The organism is Enterovibrio baiacu, assembly GCF_004120195.1.
GTDB lineage: Bacteria > Pseudomonadota > Gammaproteobacteria > Enterobacterales > Vibrionaceae > Enterovibrio > Enterovibrio baiacui.
The window spans coordinates 13,853-35,212 of record NZ_SCHN01000010.1; the positions used below are offsets into that span (position 1 = coordinate 13,853).

Here is a 21,360-nt window from a genome sequence, read left to right on the forward strand (position 1 = left end):
CACGTCCTTTTCTTTCTGACATAAAAAAGCCTCCCAATACATTGGAAGGCTTTAACTATGTGTCGCGTTTACGGGTTAGCTACGGCTATATGCTCAGCGAATAGGTTCGACCGTAAACTTGCCGACATCAACGGCAATCACCTTTACGGAATCACCCGCCTCGAGCTGCACGTCTTTGAACGCAGGCCCAAGCACTAATTTCCAGCTCACACCGGAATATTTCACCGTTGCGGGTGTGTGTGCATCCATGGCGGTTTCAAGCTCAAAGACCAAACCAATGAGATCGCTGTGAATGTTATACTCACGGCTTTCGCCTTTCTGCATACGTTTCATCGGCCCCCAAAGCACGGCTGTCAACACACCAGCGCCAATGCCTGAACCAGAGATAACGCCAACAATCGTTGCAGGCACAATGCCAGCCCAAACCAGCACACCCGTGGTGATGGTCGAAAGGCCGAGCGCGAGCAAGACGATGGTGGACAATCCCAACACCCAAATTTCCACGATCAGAAAAATGAGTCCGATGATGATGGTGACTTCCGCCAAATTATCTTGAAGATAACTGACTACATCCATTAAGACCTACCTGCATTCAAGGTGTTAATGATGCTCATGGATTCAGCAACAAGGGCTGCTGCGCCCGATGAGCTATCAGGGAGAAGCACCACGGAAGATTCTTTCGCGATGGCTTTTTTCGCTTCAATGGCTTTATCTGCCAAATCAAGCTGAATCGCTTTTTGACCTTCAGGCGTTGCCGCTGTGCGACCTACCACTTCCAGTGCTTCGGCTTGAGCTTGTGCAACAGCAAGAATCGCCTGCGCTTCACCTTCTGCTTTCAGGATTTGCTCAGATTTTTCTGCTTCTGCTGCCAATACGCGCGCTTGTTTGTGACCTTCAGCCACGTTGATTTCAGATTGACGCGCACCTTCCGACTCTAGAATTACAGCACGTTTTTCACGTTCTGCCTTCATTTGACGCTCCATCGCATCCAATACAGAGCGCGGTGGATCGATGTCTTTGATCTCGTAACGCAACACTTGAACACCCCAAGGCACCGCGGCTTCGTTGATGGCGGTGACAATCGCAGTGTTTAGGTTTTCACGCTCTTCAAACGTTTTATCCAGCTCCATACGGCCAATCTCTGAACGCATCGACGTTTGCGCAAGTTGCGTCACAGAGAAGATGTAGTCATCGACGCCATAACACGCTTTGACGGGATCCAACACTTTCAGGTAAAGCACACCATCAACCACCAAGGAGATGTTATCGCGGGTGATCGCAGATTGACTCGGTACATCGAACGCTTGTTCTTTCAACGTGCGCACGTACGCAACACGGTCAATAAACGGAACCAGAATATTCAGGCCCGCTTCCATGGTTTTATTGTATTTACCGAAACGCTCAATGATGTATGAGGTATTTTGAGGCACGAATTTTACAGCACCGCGTAATACGATGACGATCAAAATCGCGAGAACGACCCAAGTACTGAGGATCGTCGGGAGAAGCTCTAAAATTTCCATTTTTATTTTTCCTAGCCAGCTAATTTGTAACCAGCATACCTAAATTCACCGTGCACTTTTACTTGCATATTAAGATTTTAGGGGTAATCAACAAAATTGACCGAGAGGTGATTGCGTCGTGTTTAGGATGCGAGATTCTGACGGCAAAAGTGTTCTGAAGGAACAAGAAAAAAAGAGGGCAGACAGAAGGGAAAACTAAGCAGCCCTGAACGTACTGCTTGGTAGAGACGCGTGCTGTCAGCGCAAAAGCTTCGAGCATGCTTATCTATATCCAAACAATTTGAAGATGCCGGATTCAGCGAGCATCTTCAGGTTGTTTGGGTATATAGGGTATATCAGGCGCAAGTTCGCTCACGCACAAACGTATTCTTCACCAAACAGCCCAGTAACGGCTCTGAACTAACATGTTTGAATTTCAGCGGTTCGGCCAAATCACCAAACAAAGGAATGCCGCCGCCCAACAAAACAGGGATCGTCGTGATGATGAGTTCATCAATCAAATCTTGCTTTAAAAAGCCCTGCACCGTCACACCACCGTCAATGTAGAGATCGGCGTAGCCTTGTTCATTCAGCACGCGAACAACATCTTTTAGGTCACCATTTACCAAGAAAATCTTGTCTTCATAGCCCGCAGGCACAGACGTCAAAGTGTTCGACAACATAAAAACAGGTTTGGTATAGGGCCAATCGCAACCGAAGCTCAACACCATCTCAACGGTGTTTCGTCCCATCACGATCGCATCAATACGATCCATGAATGCGCTAAAACCCAAGTCCGAACCGTCAGGGTTAGGAATGTCATGCAGCCATTCAATGCGGTTGTTTTTGTCTGCTATGAAGCCATCAAGGCTCGTTGCGATATAAACGATGTTAGACATAAGCGGATCTCGCGCCAGTAAAAAGAACGGTATACAAAAAAGCGTGGGCATTTGCACCACGCTTTTCTCAAAAAACACATTTTATTTATTCAAATGACGTTCTTTCGCTTACCAAAGCCAAGCTGCGCCGCGCACGCCGCTTGAATCGCCATATTTTGCTTTAACAATCGGTGTCGCACATTCACCGCCTAACACCCATTGACCCATAAGCGGAGGCACATTGGTATAAAGACGCTCAACGTTAGACATGCCACCGCCGAGCACGATCACATCTGGGTCAAGCATGTTAACCATGGAGCCCAGTGCTCGCGCAAGACGTTGCTCGTAACGGACCAAACATGCTTCAGCTTCCGCATCACCTTGTTTGGCGAGTTCTACTATTTCTGGGCCTTTCAGGCTTCGACCCGTCGTCAGTTCAAAGTCTTTCCAAAATCCAGTACCTGAAAGGAAGGTTTCAATGCAACCCGGTTTGCCACAATAACATTCGATGTGTTCTGCGTGCTGGCGATCAACATCGTTTTGCCAAGGCAATGGATTGTGTCCCCATTCACCTGCAACACCGTTTCCACCCACATGCACTTTGCCGTTTAGCGCCAAACCACCGCCACAGCCTGTGCCAATGATCACGCCATAAACCATGCCTTTACCCGCACCAGCGCCATCAACAGCTTCAGAAACGGCAAGACAGTTGGCGTCATTCGCAATGCGCACTTCGCACCCCATCAAGGCTTCTAGGTCTTTATCAAGTGGCTGACCATTCAACCACACAGAGTTGGCATTCTTGACTAAGCCCGTCACTGGCGAGAGTGTACCGGGAATACCCATGCCCACCGTGCATGTTTCACCTACCGCTTTTTCGGCGTCGTCTACGAGCCCTTTAATGGCTAACAGCGTTGCCTGATAATCATGTTGTGGCGTAGGTACACGTTGTTGGAAGATTTGTTCGCCCTGATCGGTTAGGACAACCGCTTCAATTTTCGTTCCGCCTAAATCAATCCCTATTTTCACCGGTTCCTCCGTCTCTCGCCTCGCGAGCGTGTTCAATTCTTCATCCTAAAACTAAGCATATCGTCAGATGCGCTTTAGCAATGAGACCCTCACTAAAAAGATGGTTTTTTGTTCTGTAAGGGCGCCTCAATTATCAGAAAGATGACAGTTATATGAAACTAAATTGTACATTTATCCTGTTAAATTCCTGATTCCTAAAATAAATGTGGCTTTCTATTTAAAAACCGAGATATGTCTCACTTTCTTTTCCCTAAAATAAGTCTATTTTTAGAGTGTGCACGGTTTAGTCGATGATTGCGGTGTGTTACACAACATGAAGAGACGGCACGCACAAGATTGCGCAGAGAGACCTAAATGTTATATACATGTAGGTTCGCTGTGCTAACATCGTTCGGCCTGGTTAATAGAGCTCATTATGCTGCAATTGAATACACACTTCGTTACACCCTACCTTCGCAAAAGTAAGTTGTCCTGAAGTCCTGAAGATATTCGCAACATTTGACACCATAAGTGATTCATTAATAGGCTACATGCGCAAGCGCAAAAACTAGTAAGTAGAAATATATTCAGGAGACAACATGTCTAAATCTACCGGTACCGTGAAGTGGTTTAACGAAGAAAAAGGTTTTGGTTTCATTCAGCAAGAAAATGGCCCAGACGTTTTCGTTCACTTCCGCGCTATCACTGGCGAAGGTTTCAAAACTCTGGCTGAAGGCCAACAAGTAGCATTTGAAATCGAGCAAGGCCAAAAAGGCCCACAAGCTGCAAACGTAGAAAAAGTATAATTTTTCTTCACGCAGAGAATTTAAAAGGATGCCCTTGGGCGTCCTTTTTTACGTTTTAGGCTTCCTTTTTCCTCGCCTTCTGTACCATTAGTTTTTCCGCCCGAACCCCGCTACCACGCCCTAGAAGTCGCTAGCTTCACCAATATCCGCTGCGAAAAACCGCAAGAATGTACAAAACTTTTGTTACGAATGTGTTTACACTGACCAGTACGACGGTCAAAAAGGTGCGCAATGGAGTCTGCTCACTACAATTCTTCGCCCCTGCTTGGTGGGTTGGAGATTTTGCAAGCAACGTACGATAAGCAGAATTTTTCGCGACATACTCACGAAGGTTATACCGTGGGCGTTATTCAGAATGGCGCGCAGCGCTTCTGGCGCAATGGCGCTTATCACCTTGCCCCTAAAAACAGCGTCATTTTGGTCAATGCCGACCAAATTCATGATGGTCATGCTGCGACAGATGGTGGATGGTCTTATCAGGCTATGTATCCAACAGAAGCGCAATTCCACGCCGTCGCGAAAGATTTGGGGCTGGCATCAAACACGCCCTATTTCCCGTTTGCAGTAGAGCATGATCAACGGTTAGCGAATCAGCTTCTTCAGCTATTTACGTTGCTTCACGATAACCAAGACACCTTGTTGACTGAGACCTATACACACCATGTTTTGCTGTCGTTGTTGTGTCGCTATAACAAGCGCCAGCAAACGCCGAACAACACGGTCAAATTGGGTAAGCAACTCGCCACGATCCGAGATTATCTCCACCAGCATTTTACAGAATCCATCTCCTTGGAAGGTTTGAGTGAACTCTCTGGCGTTAGCCCTTATCACCTTGTTCGACAGTTCAAAGAAAAATACGGTCTGCCACCGCACGCTTATCAAATTCAACTGCGCGTGAGGCATGCTCAGCACTTGATGAAGTCAGGCATGTCCCTCGCTGACAGCGCCATCGCAAGTGGGTTCCACGATCAAAGCCACCTTCATCGACACTTTCGACGCGCCATGGGTGTCACCCCAAAACAATATCAACGCGCAATTTCGTCCAATTTTCCCTCTGCATAAATCGGTATTACTTTATCTACCGAACAACAAATGATGTGACCTACTCATGAATCAAGACGCTTCTCTCCCCCGCGAACGGATATGGCTTTCTGCAATCTCCGACATGTTGCCGCTCAGCCTCGCCGTTGTGCCTTGGGGTATTCTTTGCGGCTCACTGGCCATTCAGGCAGGAATGACCCCATTTCAGGCACAAGCCATGTCGCTGTTTGTGTTCGCCGGTGCGGCGCAACTTTCCGGCACCAATATGATTGGGGCTGGCGCGCCGGTTGGCACGCTGTTTGGTTCAACCTTCGTGATCAGTGCTCGCCACCTGCTTTACTCGGTAAATATGCGCCAACACATACGTGCATTACCGCTTCGATGGCGTTTGCCACTCGGCTTTTTGCTCACCGATGAAATGTACGTTGTCAGCGCAGCTCACACAGAACGCACAGGCAAGTTTAGCCCTCACTTTGCGCTGTATACCGGGGGCTTTTTCTACCTCTGTTGGAACCTTGCGACTTTGGTGGGCGTCATCGGGGGGTCGCAGTTCGACAACATCGAAGAGTTCGGCCTTGAATTCGCGATCGCCGCGACCTTCATTGCGCTCGTGATCCCAACGATAAAAGACATACCCGTAGCAATTAGCGTCTTGGTGTCGGCCTTCATGATGATGATCTTGACTTTGATGGGCATGGAAAATGCGCTCCTTGCCGCCGCCATTCTCGGCATGATCGCAGGCTTTACCGCGGAGAGCTTGATGCCAAAGAAAATCAACACAGAAAGCGTTGAACAGGCAGAAAAAACAGCAAAAGAGACACATAAAACGGAGGATGACCAATGAACACATGGATGATGATTTTAGGCATGGCGTGCATTACGTTTTCTGTTCGCTACATCTTTCTCGCGAGAAGTATTCCCTTCCAAGTGACGCCGACCATGCAGCGGATCCTAAAGTTCAGTGCGCCAGCAGTGCTTACTGCCCTTGCTGTGCCTATTCTTGTGTTTCCTCACGGCGACTTTTTTGTTTCCACCAATAACCCGTATTTACTGGCAGGGATCTTTGTGTGTGTACTCGGTTTCTTGCGATTGGGTACATTGAGCACGGTACTTATCTCAATGATATTTTTCTGGTTTATTCGCTAGAAATTTATAAAACGAGATGCGCATCAGAGACCCTTATTCCAATTTGGGAAACAGATGCTTCTTTTATTGAAATATCAGCGATATAGACTATTTCTTATATAGAGGGAAACAAGAAAAAAGGAGGACGCTCTATGCTTGACCGATGTCTTGTCGTTGATGATCACGAAATGATTCGCGAAACCATCGCTATTATGGCGACTTCGCTTGGCTTTAAAGAATCGATCATGGCCATTGATGGTGCGGATGCCATTTCAAAAATATTCCATGAACGCCCTTCTCTCATTATCACCGATCTTCAAATGGAACCCATTGACGGCTTAGAGATGCTTCGTCTGATCAGAAGCGGACGCTATGGGTTACAACACGACATCCCTATTATCATTTTGACGGCGAATGCATCTGAAAGCGTCATTGCTCAGTGCATCGCGTTCGACGTGGATGCGTTTCTGGTAAAACCCGTCAATCGACAAGCGCTTCAAGAGCGTATTAACCAACTCTCGCAGCAGGCGAAAGCCAAGAAAACGGTCGAACACTACTTCGACATGTACCAACAAGATCCTGCTAAATCCACCGCATTCCAAATGAACGGACAGGTCGCCTTCTCAGATTCGGATGTCAGCGAATTCGATGCGCTCATCAAAGACCAAAAGCCTGTGGAGCCCACACAGCCCAGCGAACCTGTTTCCCTATCCGTTGCTCCGGCACCTGAACCCGCATCTAAACCAACACCCGATAACAAAAAATACTTCATTAAATGGCAAGACCGTTTCAGTGTCGGTCACTCAGATCTCGATGAGAGTAATATGCAGTTGCTCGACATCATTAATGACACCTACGACCTCATCGTAAACCACGAACATGATGACCATGTGTTTGAGGACGTTGCCAAGCGGTTTCAACACTACGTTAATAACCACATCACACTCGAAGAAGCCTTGCTCACTGAGCGCGTTTATCCGCGATTAAAAATGCATACCGACATGCACGGACGCCTTATCAAACAAGCAGAGTTCGTGATACTGAAATGCCAGGCCGACCCCAGTTTTTACCGCACCGACTTTTTCCGATTATTACGGTTTTGGTGGGTCAAACATGTTGTTCAGGAAGATACCAAATACAAATCTGTCTTTACTGAACTCGTTTAAGTAAGGCCGTGAATGCAGAATCATTCTCCCTTCTCTAACCCTGAGTCACGTAACACCCTTATCCAACTGATCGTCAGTGGGACAGCCGTTGTCGCCATTATCATGCTGTCTTTTCTTTGGTTTTACCGCTCCATCGTGAATGACACTCAGCTAAAAATTGAATACTTCCTTCAATCTGAAATCGCAAACATCAACGTTGCCATCTCCGATTGGTACCATCACCGTGAGCGCGAACTCGCGCTCGTCGCGAACGATAAAATCCTCGTCAGCAACATGTATCGCTATGCCAAGTCGTTCGAAAAAGGCCGTCACCCTAGCGAAGCGCACGCCAATGTTGTGCTGCCAAACTCAGATGAAACTATCCGTACGACACTCTCTGAATATCTCGAAAATTTCGAATATGACAACGCCCTGTTGTTTTCAGAGAATGGTGAACTGCTCTTAAGCGTCACCCCGTTCAATCCAACCTGGGCAGACCAAATCTATCGAAGTCACGGGCAACGTATTCAAACCCAAGAAGAATACATAAGCGCACCAGAGAAAGGCCCAAGGCAAACAGACAGCACCTACATCTCTCTCGGGTTCTCTCTTCATATTGCGAATCAAACATCGGCCTCTCTACCGGTAGATCAACGCCCCATTGTTGTCTTACTTCGCAACAGCCAAGAGTTTGACCGCATATTCATTAATCAAGAACAGATAGACACGCGACTCGCCTTTGCCGTCAATAACAACGGGGAACGCATCGCGCCTTATCACACTGCCGATGCATCAGCTTATCCCTTCTCGTTGAATCGTCCTGCATTAAGCAGCCAAGCTGGCGTGTCACCTTGGTCATTGCTCACGAGCGATGAGACCGCGGCAAAAATGAATGTCACTGGCTACCAAGGTCATCTCAACGGTGATGTGGTCGGTGTGTGGCAGTGGCATGAGCAATACCCCATGGCTGTGGTCATTGAGTTTAACGCCGACAGCGCCCTCAACGCGATTTACTACACGCGAAATTACCTGCTTTGGGTGTTTTTAGCCGTCACCGCCGCGTTCACCATTTTCTTGGCCTTGCATGCAAAGACATCACTCAAGATAAGTTTCAGCAAGCTGTATCTCGAATCGATCCTCCGAAACTACGCGGATGGCGTGATCGTATTAGACAACAAAGGCATGACAGTCTCGGTCAATGACAAAGCCTTCAAACTGGCGTTGTTACCCATTGATATTCCTCAACCCTGCTCCCTAAGCGCATTTCGAACATTAGAAAATCAGAAGCTTATTCAGCTACTCGATGACATTTATGTCGATGCCATAAATAGGGGCGAAATGGGCAATATTCACCGCTATGGCATTCAGGACCAAACGGTTTACCTGAAGATAAAAGCCACAAAGCAGCACATCAGCGGGAACGATTATGTCGTGGTGAACCTCAGAGATATCACCAAACAAAGCACCATTGAAGATAAGCTAAGTCGAAGCAATGCCCTGTATTCAGTATTCAATACAGTGCAAGACATGTACATGACCACGGGGGATTCAGAACGAAGCTTCAAAAAAGCCCTCGTGGTATTAGCAAGCTTTACGGAAAGTACCTTGGCGGCCATGTTGTCTTTCGATGAGGGTGAACAGAAGGTCATGTTCAAGCATGAAACAGGTCGCCAATCGAATGAATTTACTGGGCTACCGGATTCCTTGCTTTCTTATGCAGATACCGCCCTTTCCTTGCGCCGCACCGAGTTTTCATCACTGCACTTTACGGTCGAATCAGATCACGCCGATTTTTATAAACATTACACGCTGATCCCCTTGGTTTCGAAGCGTGATACCTTGGGTTTAATCGTGTTGGCAGGACGCGACTCGCCTTACAGTGAAAAGCAAATTGATTGGATTGCACCAGTTGTAAAGAGTATCTGCAGCATGATGTATTCAGACAAGCAAACCCAGCTTAACCAAGAGGTGACAGAGGCGCTGCGTACGGCAAAAGAAGACGCAGAACACGCCAATGAAGCCAAATCGACCTTCTTAGCGATGATGAGCCACGAGATCCGCACGCCCATCAACGGCATTATCGGTATGTCAGAAATCCTTGGAAACACAGATCTGGCTTACGAACAGAAGCATTACAACAACACCATTTCAGTCTCTGCTAACGCGCTTCTCGACATCATCAACGACGTATTGGATCTTTCTAAAATTGAAGCGGGCAAAATGCCCATCCGCGAAGAAACCTTTGCGGTCAGTGAGCTAATGGAAAATATCACCAACATCGTTGCCCCTCGCGTGAAAGATGGTGTCACCTTTACCTCTTATGTCGACCCACGTTTGCCTTTCGAACTCACTGGGGATTTTTCTAAGCTTCGTCAGATCCTCGTGAACATTGCTGGTAACTCAGCGAAATTCACCGACAGTGGGTTCGTGGATGTGTCTATTCGCTTGCAGGACACACATTCAAGTGCATCAAATAACGTGTGTCACGTGGAAATGAAAGTCACGGACACGGGGATAGGCATTAAAAAAGAACACCTAGATAGGGTGTTCGAAAACTTCTCTCAGATCGATAACAGCTCAAAACGTCGATACCAAGGCACTGGGTTAGGGTTGCCTATCTGTCGGAAGTTCGTGGATTTGCTCGGTGGCACGATCCACGCAGACAGCGAAGTGGGTGAAGGCTCAGTGTTCACCATCAACCTAAACCTCAAGCTCCCCGAAGATACGCTTCAAGATTTGCTGCAATCGTCAGAGTCGCTCAAGAAGAAACGTGCATTGGTGGTTTCACGCTGCGTCAGCCAGACGAAAAACGTGAAACGCTACCTTGAATACCATGACATGCAGGTAGTAACAGCGCTGGATGAAAGTGCGGCCTCCCGCGCGTTATCATCATGTGATCCTTTCTTGGTCACTTTGCTCGACCACTCCATTTCGCTGGAAGAACTGCGCGCCTGTATTGAGCCGACCACCAACACACAACACGTGCTGTACTTAGCGGATATTAAAGGCGTGCTCACCCATCGCCCTTACTCTATCTCTGCGGCGCTGACTGCCCCATTCACCATACTGAACCTGACACAAGCGCTTGAAACCATTGTTCAAATGCACGAGCAAGGTTTCAGTCGCGACGATGTGTATAAGCAACTGGCACAGCGTGAAGAAATAGCAAAAAATGCGGATACCCAACTACTGAAAACAGGGCTTTCTGTATTGGTTGCAGAAGATCACCCCGTCAACCAAGAGCTTATCTGCACCGTGTTACGCAAACTGAACTGCATTCCGACGATTGCCGATAACGGCGCCATTGCCTTTGAGCGTTTCGTTGCAAACCGTTACGACATGATCTTCATGGATTGCCAAATGCCGGTCATGGATGGATATGAAGCCACGCGCAAAATTCGCCAACTAGAAGCTGAGAATAATCTGCCTGCCATCCCTATTATCGCCATGACCGCCAATGCGCTCGCGGGCGACAGAGAGCGATGCCTACAGGAAGGGATGACCGAATACATCGCAAAGCCCTTTAAACAACAAGCACTGATCACCATGATGAACCAACTCATGCCTGAACATCTTGAATCTCAGTCTGAGTCTATGCCTGCGTTAGACACTCAACATCACCTCGTTACACCTGATGTCGGCACCCCCAGTGTTGATACACGCACAGAGGCCTTTGCTGTGAATACACAGCCTGTCTCGACGGTCGATAGCGCACCGAACGCAGATGCCGTTGCGCCGTTTGATCTCAGCACGTTGAAAGAAACCACTGGCGATGATCCTGACTTAATCCAAATGTTGGTGGGGCGATTTTTGAAGGTGCAAACCGATGACATTGAGGCCTTACAAGTCGCCTGGGATGAAAAGCGGTTTTCAGATGTGAAGAAAATCGCGCACAAAATGAAAGGGGCAGCACTGATGGTGGGCGCTATCGACTTTTCGACAGAGTGTAAAAAACTTGAACTTCATGATGTTGAAGACAGCGACACCATGGAGGCGCACTACCAAAGTCTACTGAAAAGTTCCGAAAATCTTTGCGCCAGAATGCTAGAATCAACGCGGTAGTAGACGACTTGAAATAATGCAAGCGCGATAAGGTTGCTTTTTACTCCCTTTATATGAAGTTTGCTAACCTAGCTGCACTATGGCAAGCGCACCCTAGGCAAGTGGGTGTTTTTTATCTAGTTTTAAGTACAAATACAAAAAAATAATAATTTATATCCTCTATTTATATTTTAAGAGTAAACGCTATGCCGACAGTTATTGCATTCCCATCAAAAAGTGCGCCCACTTCCTCTCAAACATGCGCTGTTACAGACATGATCAGGGAAGAGTTAAGCTACCTGAGCTCGAATGATCACATGATTAATTGCATCTTAGAGCGAATGAAACCGTTCATTGCGACCTTGGATTTTGACCTTGGGCTAGATGTAGAGATCAACGAAGAAAATCAACAAGGTGTGATGGATATTATTCCTGCCGTGCAATCTATGCAGGCCCGCTTTGACGACATCATCTCGGAGATCATTTCTGAGCGCATTCTTCACGAAATTCACATGTTTCACATAGAACGCGCCACTAAAATGTAAACGTGGCCGATACAACACATCATTCCTTAAAAAAGAGCATTTCTCGCTCTTTTTTCTTTTATATTTAAGGTGATACCGTATAACCTCCAGATCGCATTTTGCAAAAAAACGTCCTCTTTTTTATGCAAAATAGAAACACGCTTGGCGCAACACACTTTCTCGCTCGTCAACATTCTGACTGTTTCATCACGCATTTTATGCTGTCAGTTCACATCAAGCACACGTTTCCCCACGATTTCTCAATCAGCTTATATACTTACCAATTACTCATTAAAGAAACAAAGTTCTCATATATTTGTCACATGTAAACTTGGCGCAACTCTTGCAGCACATGTAACAACGCGATTAAGGACATGGAGGCATTCATGGGAGTAGCAGCAATCAGCACTGGCTCGATTCATACGTTTCGATCACGATCAGGTGCGCGAAAATTTCCTCGTATTGAGTTCCCTGCTCAGGTCGAAATCGATGGTGTTATGTACCCTACCAACGAATGGAGTGTAGGCGGCTTTTCTCTGCATGATAATAAGTACATGGGCAAGAAAGGCGACAAAGGCGCGGGCAATCTTTGTTTCGACCTGCCTGTGGGTCGCTTTTCTACCCCCTGTCAGTTTGAAGTGATGCGTGTCAGTGAAGAAGGCTACGTTCTCGGCTGCCAATTTTACTCCCTCAACTCCGGCCACCAAAAAACACTCCAGTCCATCGTTGATACTTACCTTACCGGTGAAACCATTTCGCTGGAAAGCGTGACATCTTATGGTGTCAAAGCGCAGCTTCACGAAGAAGAAGTGAAGCGCATGCAACAGAACTGGTGGCGCTTTGCCATCGTCGCCATCGTTGCACTTACTCTGATTACTATCGCTGCCTTAATGATTCAATCTCGCGTACTTTCTATTGAGTCGCAACATGCTGCCGTCAGTCAACCTGTGCTTACACAGAAAAGTTACAGCAACGGGGTATTGCGTTTGGGGGACTTTAAGCCCGGGCAGTTAGTTGAGAAGGGGCAATTGCTGTTCTCGATATACACCGAGGAAGGCACCGATTTGCTGGCCAAAGACAAACAAGAGCTCAGCAATATCAACAGCGAAATTTTGTATTACCAAACCTTGCTACGCCAGAGTAAAGAGGCCGTCGCCAGGTACAATTCGCGCTTGTTTAAAGAGCTTCAGTACATTTCCGACAAACGTAGTTTGTTAGAAGACGAGCTCGCAGCACGAGAAAGCATTTTACGCCTGTATAACAATGGGGTGAGGTCTGGCTCGGTAGATGTCGTTTCACGTGAATTGGAGCGTGTTGAAATCTTCGAAATCAAACGGGATATTCTGACGATCGATACGCACATTGAAGGCATTGAAAATCAGCTTGATCAAATCTTGCTTGGTGTACCGCCACGGGAAGCGCAGGTCGACATGAAGTCTCCGTTTGAAGTGCAGAGCAAGCTCGATATTTTGGTTAAGCGTAAAGATAAGATCCTTGAAGAAATTGAACGTTTGAAAACCCGTGGCCTTGCTTACGCACCGTGTAATTGTTACATCGTTGCCATCAATGCCTCTGATGGTCAGGTTGTACAAACGGGTACATCGGTGTTTGAGTTATCACCAATCGCATCCTCAGAAAGAACTGAACGCTCTATCCTCGCATTGATGCCATTAGAACGTGCCGCATTATTGAAAATCGGCATGCCCGTTGAATACCGGCTGGCAAGCAACGACGAAAAACTCGTCGGAACCATTGAAATGATTCAATTCTACAGTGCATCCAACAGTGATATTTACAACGAAGAAGGGGAATCCCTCAGTGGCCTACCTAAAACGTTGCCGCGTTTGAACCAATACACACTCATAAAAGTGACACCGTCACCTGAAGACATTGACTCGATAGTCAATGAGCCCGCAAAAGTTGTCGCGACAGTGAAATGGAAAGACGTGTTCAAGCACTGGTTTAACTTATGAATCCAGACAAACTCGTTGTTAAAGGCTTTCACCGAGATGACCCCACACACGTCACGGTGCTTTGGTGGTTGTTCTTCGCAGGCCTTCTACTCGGACTGTGGGCGATTTATACCATTTTACCCAGTGACAAGGTGCAGCCAGAGGTCCTCTATACCCTAGGCATTATTGGGGCATGGCGATACGGATGGAAAACCTTGCACCTGCTGCGTGGGTTGTACTATCAATATGTGCGTTACCCCGTCCTCTCTTCGCTGGCTGACATGACCAAAAAGCCCAGTGAAATTTTGCTGGTGATCCCTTGTTACCGCACCACGCCCGAAATCAGTGCCCCCGTGTTCAAAGCGTTGATCGATGAGATCGGCAACTTTGGCGTCTCTTGTCGCGCCGTGGCTTGTGTGTCTGATGAATCAGACCTTGGCATCATTGAAACGCAGTTCGACAAACTTCAAGATAAAGTGCCTGTCAGTTTGTACATCATCGACCAAGATGGCACAGGCAAGCGAAGCACCATGGCCGATGCACTGACATTGCTTGCCGAAGAACGCCCTGTATCGAAAGATGCCATATTGGTGCTCATGGATGCCGATACCGTTTTACCCGAAGGGATCTTAAAGAAAGCCTCTGGCTTTTTAATGCGTTACCACGATCTTGGCGCCGTAACGACACACAATAAGCCTATTGTTAAAGGAAATTCACTGATACGCCAATGGTACCGCCAGCGTATGTGCCAGCGTCACTTTTACATGAGTTCCCTTAGCCTAACCTATCGCGTACTGGTATTAACGGGGCGATTTTCCGTGTATCGCGCATCCCTTGCGCTCTCCCCAGATTTCATTGATAACCTGCGATATGACCATGTGAAACACTGGCGCTATGGCCGCATTCGAATGCTCACGGGGGATGATAAGAGCACCTGGTATTACGTGCTGAAAGAGCGTTGGAAAATGATGTACCTCCCTGATGTCACCGTGACTTGCTTAGAAGATGCACCATCCGGCGGCTTTCTAAAAGCCAGCCTGTCACTCATGACACGTTGGTACGGAAACATGCTACGCAGTAACATTCGTGCCATCGCGCTCGGACCACGTCAAGCGGGTTGGTTTTTGTGGTTCTGTTTACTCGATCAGCGCATCAGTATGTGGACCACATTAATTGGCCCCTCATTGGCACTGGTTGTCGCAACCTATATGGGCACAAAAGTGGTGATTGCTTACTTGTTTTGGGTCATCGCGACGCGGAGTTTGAATGTGTTATTAATATGTGTTCAATCTCGCCAGTTTCATCCCATCTTTGTGGTGTTACTCTGGTATGAACAACTGATTGGCTCTTTGGTCAAGGTATATCTGTTCTTCCATCCCAATGTACAGCGTTGGACGCGACAAGGTATCAGTGGTGTCGTAGAAGACAAATCTGTTTCAGGTCAAATCAAGCGCTGGCTGCCGCATTTGCAGACGACAGCCGCGTTCAGCACGCTATTGATTTTCGTCATGTGGCTTTACGGATGACAACGGTACGCTTTCGCTAAAAACGTGACTGACGTTGAAAAAGGTTTTGGGGCATACAGCAGTACCGTGTCTGCTTCCAAAGCCATGGCCTTGTTTCTCAATTGACTCACAGCACCCTCAGTCAGCTCACCATCATTGATCAACCAATAGTCATACCAGTGGCCTTGAGAGCCCACAACCACCCCTTTATCTTCACAATGCATCATCTCTAATGCATCTCCCCATAGAACGTTAATGTTTTCGCTTTCTGGTAACGGGGCTGTAACACATGCCGACAACAAAAGGGGGGCTAAAATGGCGAGAGGTTTTCGCATGTTTTTCTCTTGGTTTATAAAGGCGTTATTGACGATCTTAACGACCGAACGAGGTGACTAAGTTATCTCACCAATTATACCCCTAAAAACGCAGACTGGGCAGCGTTACTGACTATTTCACGATGCAATGCTCTTTCTTGAAATCCAATATTTTATGCATCACAACGCACTTGCTCTTGTGCTGTTCTCACACTAGAATAATACTGTATATAAACACAGTATTATTCATTATGCTCGATAACCTTCTCGCACTACATTCCGGCCTTTGGACTGCCAATCGCCTCTATCAACCTCAGACTCACTGCCGCCCTAGCGGCTTTGCGCTGTTGGATGAAAAACTCGAGGGCGGCTGGCCAGAATCCGGCGTGGTTGAACTTCAACTGACGTGTTTTGGTGTCGGTGAATTACGTCTCGTGTTGCCAGCCATTGCTACCGCACTCAAAGACAGTGAACTCACCCTCTTCGCTTGCCCGCCGGGCGATGTAAACCCTGTTGCACTGTGTCAGGCGGGCATCGATTTAGACAAAGTGGTGGTGCTCGCACCGTCTACCGACGCAAGCCTTTGGTGTGTTGAGCAAGCCTTGAAAAGCGGCTGCTGTCGTACCGCAGTGTTATGGGGGGATGCCCTGTCTGTCACGCAAGCGCGTCGCCTTCAATTGGCCGCGACAGAAAACGACTGCTTACTCTTCATGATCACCCACAAGAAAAGTGTTCAAGGGCTACCTGTGAGTTGCCGTCTTGCCCTCACACCGAGTGACAGTGGCATTGCCATCAATGTTGTTAAACGCCGAGGTCTGCCCGTGCAACCTTTCACGCTGACCATGCCAGCGATGTATACCGAGCACCATTGGTCGTCGAAAACGCACCCTATTTCCGAACGCAAAACACCGCCACAAGTACTGGGTTCATCCCCATCAGAGCAACAACATCTGCCCGTCCCCAACAACGTGGTGTCCTTGTTCCGATGATGCTCTGGCTCTATTTATATTTTCCGGCACTCTTTCTCAACACGTTAGAGCGGGATAACGACAACCAATCGCCGCTGATTGTATTGTCGCGCGCCACGGGGAACGTGTGTCAGGCTAACCAACAAGCTCAAGAACATGGTATTCGCCTCGGCAACGATTTGGGTACAGCAAGCGCACTCTGCCACGCCTTAAACGTGGTCGATTACGATGAAGAGAAAGAAGCAGAACGTGTGCAGCAATTGGCCTCACTGATATACCAAGTCAATGCCGATATCATTGTGCACGCACCCGCTGGCTTGATGATGAAAGTCTCGCCCATGCTTGCCCTGTACGGCTCACTGGAAGCGTATTGGGACGCGCTTCGTCCTGTCTTGGTCGAACAACAGGTGCAATTTCATTTTGCCTTCAGCCCTTATCCAGAGGCCGCGAAACAGCTCGCCATATCAGGAGCAGATTGCGTATTTCTCACCGAAGAAAACACCCGTGCCGCCTTGGCATTGTTGTCGGTTCGCCAACTCGGTTTCAGCGCCGCGCACGTGACTCAACTCGAACGCATGGGCATTCGTCAGGCTCAGCAATTGCTCGATCTGCCCTTAGCATCACTTGGGCAACGTTTTGGCAAACCGCTGACCGCGCAAATTCGGCGCCTGACTGACACCCAGATCGCACATGCAGCCACCTTCACGCCACCCGCGTATTTTCGGCAATCTCTCGAACTGCTGCATGACATTGAGAACAGCCAAACACTCTGCTTTCCGCTTCAACGTATGTTGCGAGAAATGGAAGCCTTCTTGCAGGTGCGAGAAGCCGTTGTGCCCAGCATTACCCTGTATTTTGCCCAACGCGATCATGATGAAAAAACACTCACGATCACGGCTGCAGCACCTGAATCTGCCACCAGCCGATGGATGACGTTACTCCAGCTTTATCTGGAAAAGCTCAAGCTTGATGCGCCAGTGATGCACATTCGCTTACACGCTGACACCCTGCTGCCTAAGCAATCCCCGACCCAAGATTTGTTTGCGGGAAAACGCGGCCAGCTAACCCCAGCGGAGTTGATCAGTTTGATGCAAGCCAAGGCCGGCGAGCACTGCGTGTATGGTGTGTCATTGAAGAACGATCATCGCCCAGAGCACGCTTTTCATCGACAAACACCCTTGATGAAAAGTGACCAACAATTGCCTGAGCATTTACCCGCCAGACCTTCATTGCTGCACATGACGCCACGCCCACTCATGTCGCGCCCCGCCCTATTGACGGGCCCAGAGCGCATTAGCGGCGGGTGGTGGGATCGCATGCCTGTTCAGCGTGATTATTTCGTTGCCCGGAATACTCGCGGCCAGCTGTGCTGGGTATTTAGAAATGCCATAGGGGAGTGGTTTGAACATGGCCTCTTCTGCTAACGACGAACAAAGCCAAACTCCAGAGCGTCACTACGCCGAACTTCACTGTAAAAGTAATTACAGCTTTTTAACTGGCGCATCGCACCCTGAAGAGCTCGTAACACGGGCTGCAACGCTGGGCTATCACGCCATCGCCATCACCGACGAATGCTCGCTCGCAGGCATTGTGCGAGCGTACACCTGCATCCGCGATCAAGCATTGCCGATAAAACTGATCATTGGTGCTGAAATCACCTATCAGGACGAAAAGCTGGTGCTCTTATGCCCGACGCGCAAAGCCTATGGCGAGTTGGCACGTTTAATTACCCAAGCGCGCATGCGCAGTGAAAAAGGCCATTACCACGTATTCAGCGATGATTTTAGCCACATCTCGCAGTGTCTGTGTATTTGGGAGCCTCGCCTTTCTCACCTTGAACGTCACGATGCCTCCCACATCCAACAGTGGTTGAAGAAAACCTTTGAAGGGCGTTTATGGATTGGCGCACAACGTTTGCTTCTGCCAAATGAAGAAACTTACCTGAATATGGTAGACACACTGGCGGATACCCTCGATGTGCCCGTGACCTGCGTAAACGATGTGCTGATGCACCACCCACAGCGTCAGCCTTTGCTAGACGTGGTCACGGCGATCCGTGAAGGGAAACCCTTACAAGAATGCGGACACGCGCTACCACGCAATGGCGAACAAGCCTTAAAGCCCCTCAGCAAACTGATAAAGCTGTACCCTGACGCGTGGATAAAAGAAACCAAGCACATCGCCAATTTATGCCATTTCAGTTTGAGCGAACTGCGCTACGAATACCCTGCTGAATTGGTGCCTGACGGTTTCACGGCCAGCAGTTATTTGCGCCATTTGGTGCACATTGGCATCAAGCTACGCTTTCCCAACGGCATCAAACCCGAAATCAGCGCCACCATCGAAAAAGAACTCATGCTCATCAGCGAGCAACGTTACGAATACTTTTTCCTGACCATTTACGACATCGTTCAGTTCGCCAAATCCCAAGGGATTTTGTACCAAGGGCGCGGCTCGGCAGCAAACTCCATCGTCTGTTATTGCTTGGAAATCACCGCCGTCAACCCAGAGAAAATCAGCGTCTTGTTTGAACGCTTCATCTCCAAAGAGCGGGATGAGCCACCTGACATTGATGTGGATTTCGAGCATGAGCGACGCGAAGAGATCTTCCGCTATATCTACAAAAAATACGGCCGCCAACGTGCCGCCATTGCCGCGACCGTCATTACCTATCGCTTCAAAAGCGCGTTTCGCGACGTCGGTAAAGCACTGGGGATCAACGAAACCCAGTTGGATTACTACATCAAGAATTTGAACCACCGAGACAAAGGGCTCGATAAGACAGAGCAGCTCAGTGCATTAGGGTTAGACACCCAATCACATCTTGGCCGCTGGCTACTCGATTTGGTGGAAGAAATTCGGGGTTTTCCGCGCCACCTCAGCCAACATGTCGGCGGCTTCATCATTTCCGCAGGGCCGCTTTACGAACTCGTGCCGGTTGAAAATGCCGCCATGGCAGAACGCAGTGTGATCCAGTGGGACAAAGACGATTTGGAATCCCTAGGTTTGCTCAAAGTGGACATCCTTGCGCTTGGCATGCTGAGCGCCATCCGCAAAGCCTTTGCCATTATCAGTAGCCAGCACCACCGTGCACTGTCCATCGCCAGCATTACGGCCATGGGCGACGACCCTAACGTGTACCAACAGCTTCAAAAAGGCGATTCCGTGGGCGTGTTTCAGGTGGAATCTCGCGCGCAAATGAACATGCTGCCTCGACTCCGCCCTGCCTGCTACTACGACTTGGTGATTCAAATCGCCATCGTCAGACCAGGCCCAATTCAAGGTGACATGGTGCACCCTTTCCTTAAACGACGTTGGGGTAAGGAAGCGGTTACTTACCCGTCAAAAGAGGTAGAGTCTGTCTTGTCTCGTACCATGGGCGTTCCCATCTTCCAAGAACAAGTGATTCAACTTGCCATGGTTGCAGCGGGGTTCAGTGGCGGTGAAGCAGACAAATTACGTCGCGCCATGGCGGCATGGAAACGCAATGGCAAACTGGCACCGTTTCGAGAAAAACTCATTAACGGCATGCAAGCACGTGGCTACAACATTGAGTTTGCCGAGCAGATTTTTCGCCAAATTCAAGGGTTCGGTGAATACGGATTCCCTGAGTCTCACAGCGCCTCATTTGCGGTGTTGGCGTATACCTCATCGTGGCTCAAGCATTATTACCCCGTCGCGTTTTACTGCGCCTTGCTCAACAGTCAGCCCATGGGGTTTTATAGCCCGTCTCAATTGCTGCAAGATGCCACGCGACATGGTGTGGTTGTACTCCCCGTGTGCGTAAACAACAGTCTGTGGGATCATCAACAAATCCTCACACCACAAGGCCCGGCATTGCGGTTAGGGTTTCGTTTGATCAAAGGCTTTTCGTCTCAAGGCGCTGAACGCTTGCTCGCGCAAAGACCAAACAATGGCTTTCAGAACCTGAACCAGTTACGCCGCTGCGGGTTAAGTCGTGGCGATTTAGAAGCACTTGCCAGCGCGAATGCCACCCAAATATTGGCCAACAACCGCTTCTCTGCCCGTTGGCAGATGATGGATGACAGCCATACCCTTCCACTCTTGTCACAAAGCGCTACCGACACCAATGATGCCAACGTCATTCACGCGCCCTCTGCAGTGGAAGATTTGGTGGAAGACTACGCCGCAACGGGCATTACCTTGGGTAAACACCCTATCGCGCTATTGGATGAAAGCGGCAAGTTAGGCAAACACCGACTCGCGAATGAATTAACCAGCATCAAATCAGGCACGGCCGTCACCGTTGCTGGTATCGTCACAGGTCGACAGCGCCCCGGCACCGCCAGTGGCGTGACCTTTATGACCTTGGAAGATCAAACCGGCAATATCAATGTGGTGGTGTGGCTTGCCACCGCGCGCGCGCAAAATGCCCCCTTTGTCACCGCGAAGATTCTGAAGGTGAAGGGCATATTAGAACGTGAAGGCGATGTGGTGCACATTATCGCAGGGCGATTTATCGATATGACCTCAACACTGGATCAACTGCTCATCCACTCAAGGGATTTCCACTAGCTCATTCAGGGCGCG

The 21,360-nt window shown here is 48.6% G+C and carries 17 protein-coding genes; 12 read left to right on the plus strand and 5 right to left on the minus strand.

Translation table 11 applies throughout. The annotated features are described in order from the left end of the window. Positions 1-93: 93 nt before the first annotated feature. From EQP46_RS11345 to mak, 4 genes are all read right to left on the minus strand, one after another. Positions 94-576: an NfeD family protein gene (locus EQP46_RS11345; RefSeq protein ID WP_129493763.1), complete on the minus strand. Its 483-nt coding sequence runs from the start codon at positions 574-576 to the stop codon at positions 94-96. Next, positions 576-1,523 (minus strand): SPFH domain-containing protein, encoded by a 948-nt coding sequence (locus tag EQP46_RS11350; protein ID WP_129493764.1) that lies wholly within the window; start codon positions 1,521-1,523, stop codon positions 576-578. Before EQP46_RS11350 ends, EQP46_RS11345 begins: the two co-directional genes overlap by 1 nt. Positions 1,524-1,858: 335 nt before the next feature. Next, positions 1,859-2,401, minus strand: coding sequence for a dihydrofolate reductase family protein (locus EQP46_RS11355; protein WP_129493765.1), 543 nt, complete (start codon positions 2,399-2,401; stop codon positions 1,859-1,861). Between the two features lie 108 nt (positions 2,402-2,509). Beyond that, a complete protein-coding gene (gene mak, locus EQP46_RS11360; RefSeq protein ID WP_129493766.1) occupies positions 2,510-3,409 on the minus strand; it encodes a fructokinase in 900 nt (299 codons plus the stop codon). Positions 3,410-3,987: 578 nt separating this feature from the next. Here mak and cspE point away from each other — a divergent pair. The 9 genes from cspE to EQP46_RS11405 all read left to right on the plus strand — a co-directional run bounded on the left by cspE (position 3,988) and on the right by EQP46_RS11405 (position 15,548). Further along, positions 3,988-4,194 (plus strand): transcription antiterminator/RNA stability regulator CspE, encoded by a 207-nt coding sequence (gene cspE / locus EQP46_RS11365; protein ID WP_005504837.1) that lies wholly within the window; start codon positions 3,988-3,990, stop codon positions 4,192-4,194. A 231-nt stretch (positions 4,195-4,425) separates the two neighbouring features. Next, the gene (locus tag EQP46_RS11370; protein WP_129493767.1) at positions 4,426-5,256 is read left to right on the plus strand and encodes an AraC family transcriptional regulator; all 831 of its coding nucleotides are present in this window, start codon (positions 4,426-4,428) and stop codon (positions 5,254-5,256) included. 46 nt (positions 5,257-5,302) lie between these two features. After that, positions 5,303-6,079 carry an AzlC family ABC transporter permease gene (locus EQP46_RS11375; RefSeq protein ID WP_129493768.1) on the plus strand — a complete coding sequence of 259 codons (777 nt, stop codon included), beginning with the start codon at positions 5,303-5,305 and terminating at the stop codon, positions 6,077-6,079. Next, positions 6,076-6,381 (plus strand): AzlD domain-containing protein, encoded by a 306-nt coding sequence (locus tag EQP46_RS11380; protein WP_129493769.1) that lies wholly within the window; start codon positions 6,076-6,078, stop codon positions 6,379-6,381. The genes EQP46_RS11375 and EQP46_RS11380 overlap by 4 nt, the downstream gene beginning before the upstream one ends. Before the next feature lie 131 nt (positions 6,382-6,512). Beyond that, positions 6,513-7,526 carry a response regulator gene (locus EQP46_RS11385; protein ID WP_129493770.1) on the plus strand — a complete coding sequence of 338 codons (1,014 nt, stop codon included), beginning with the start codon at positions 6,513-6,515 and terminating at the stop codon, positions 7,524-7,526. 12 nt (positions 7,527-7,538) lie between these two features. Next, a complete protein-coding gene (locus EQP46_RS11390; RefSeq protein WP_129493771.1) occupies positions 7,539-11,567 on the plus strand; it encodes a hybrid sensor histidine kinase/response regulator in 4,029 nt (1,342 codons plus the stop codon). Positions 11,568-11,863: 296 nt separating this feature from the next. After that, entirely contained in the window at positions 11,864-12,091 is a 228-nt protein-coding gene (locus tag EQP46_RS11395) for a hypothetical protein (RefSeq protein WP_240671713.1), read from the plus strand. A gap of 365 nt (positions 12,092-12,456) precedes the next feature. Further along, positions 12,457-14,043 (plus strand): HlyD family efflux transporter periplasmic adaptor subunit, encoded by a 1,587-nt coding sequence (locus EQP46_RS11400; protein ID WP_129493773.1) that lies wholly within the window; start codon positions 12,457-12,459, stop codon positions 14,041-14,043. After that, a complete protein-coding gene (locus tag EQP46_RS11405) occupies positions 14,040-15,548 on the plus strand; it encodes a glycosyltransferase (RefSeq protein ID WP_129493774.1) in 1,509 nt (502 codons plus the stop codon). Before EQP46_RS11400 ends, EQP46_RS11405 begins: the two co-directional genes overlap by 4 nt. Here the strand turns inward: EQP46_RS11405 and EQP46_RS11410 are convergent. Continuing rightward, positions 15,539-15,862, minus strand: a complete 324-nt coding sequence (locus EQP46_RS11410; RefSeq protein ID WP_017007732.1) for a DUF4156 domain-containing protein — start codon at positions 15,860-15,862, stop codon at positions 15,539-15,541. The genes EQP46_RS11405 and EQP46_RS11410 overlap by 10 nt on opposite strands. A gap of 230 nt (positions 15,863-16,092) precedes the next feature. On the opposite strand from EQP46_RS11410, the gene imuA reads away from it, so the two are divergent. The 3 genes from imuA to EQP46_RS11425 are packed head-to-tail and all read left to right on the plus strand — an operon-like array spanning position 16,093 to position 21,345. Then, positions 16,093-16,830 (plus strand): translesion DNA synthesis-associated protein ImuA, encoded by a 738-nt coding sequence (imuA, locus tag EQP46_RS11415; RefSeq protein WP_129493775.1) that lies wholly within the window; start codon positions 16,093-16,095, stop codon positions 16,828-16,830. Beyond that, positions 16,827-18,233: a Y-family DNA polymerase gene (locus EQP46_RS11420; RefSeq protein ID WP_129493776.1), complete on the plus strand. Its 1,407-nt coding sequence runs from the start codon at positions 16,827-16,829 to the stop codon at positions 18,231-18,233. Before imuA ends, EQP46_RS11420 begins: the two co-directional genes overlap by 4 nt. After that, a complete protein-coding gene (locus EQP46_RS11425) occupies positions 18,217-21,345 on the plus strand; it encodes an error-prone DNA polymerase (protein ID WP_129493777.1) in 3,129 nt (1,042 codons plus the stop codon). Before EQP46_RS11420 ends, EQP46_RS11425 begins: the two co-directional genes overlap by 17 nt. The last annotated feature ends 15 nt before the right edge of the window (positions 21,346-21,360 follow it).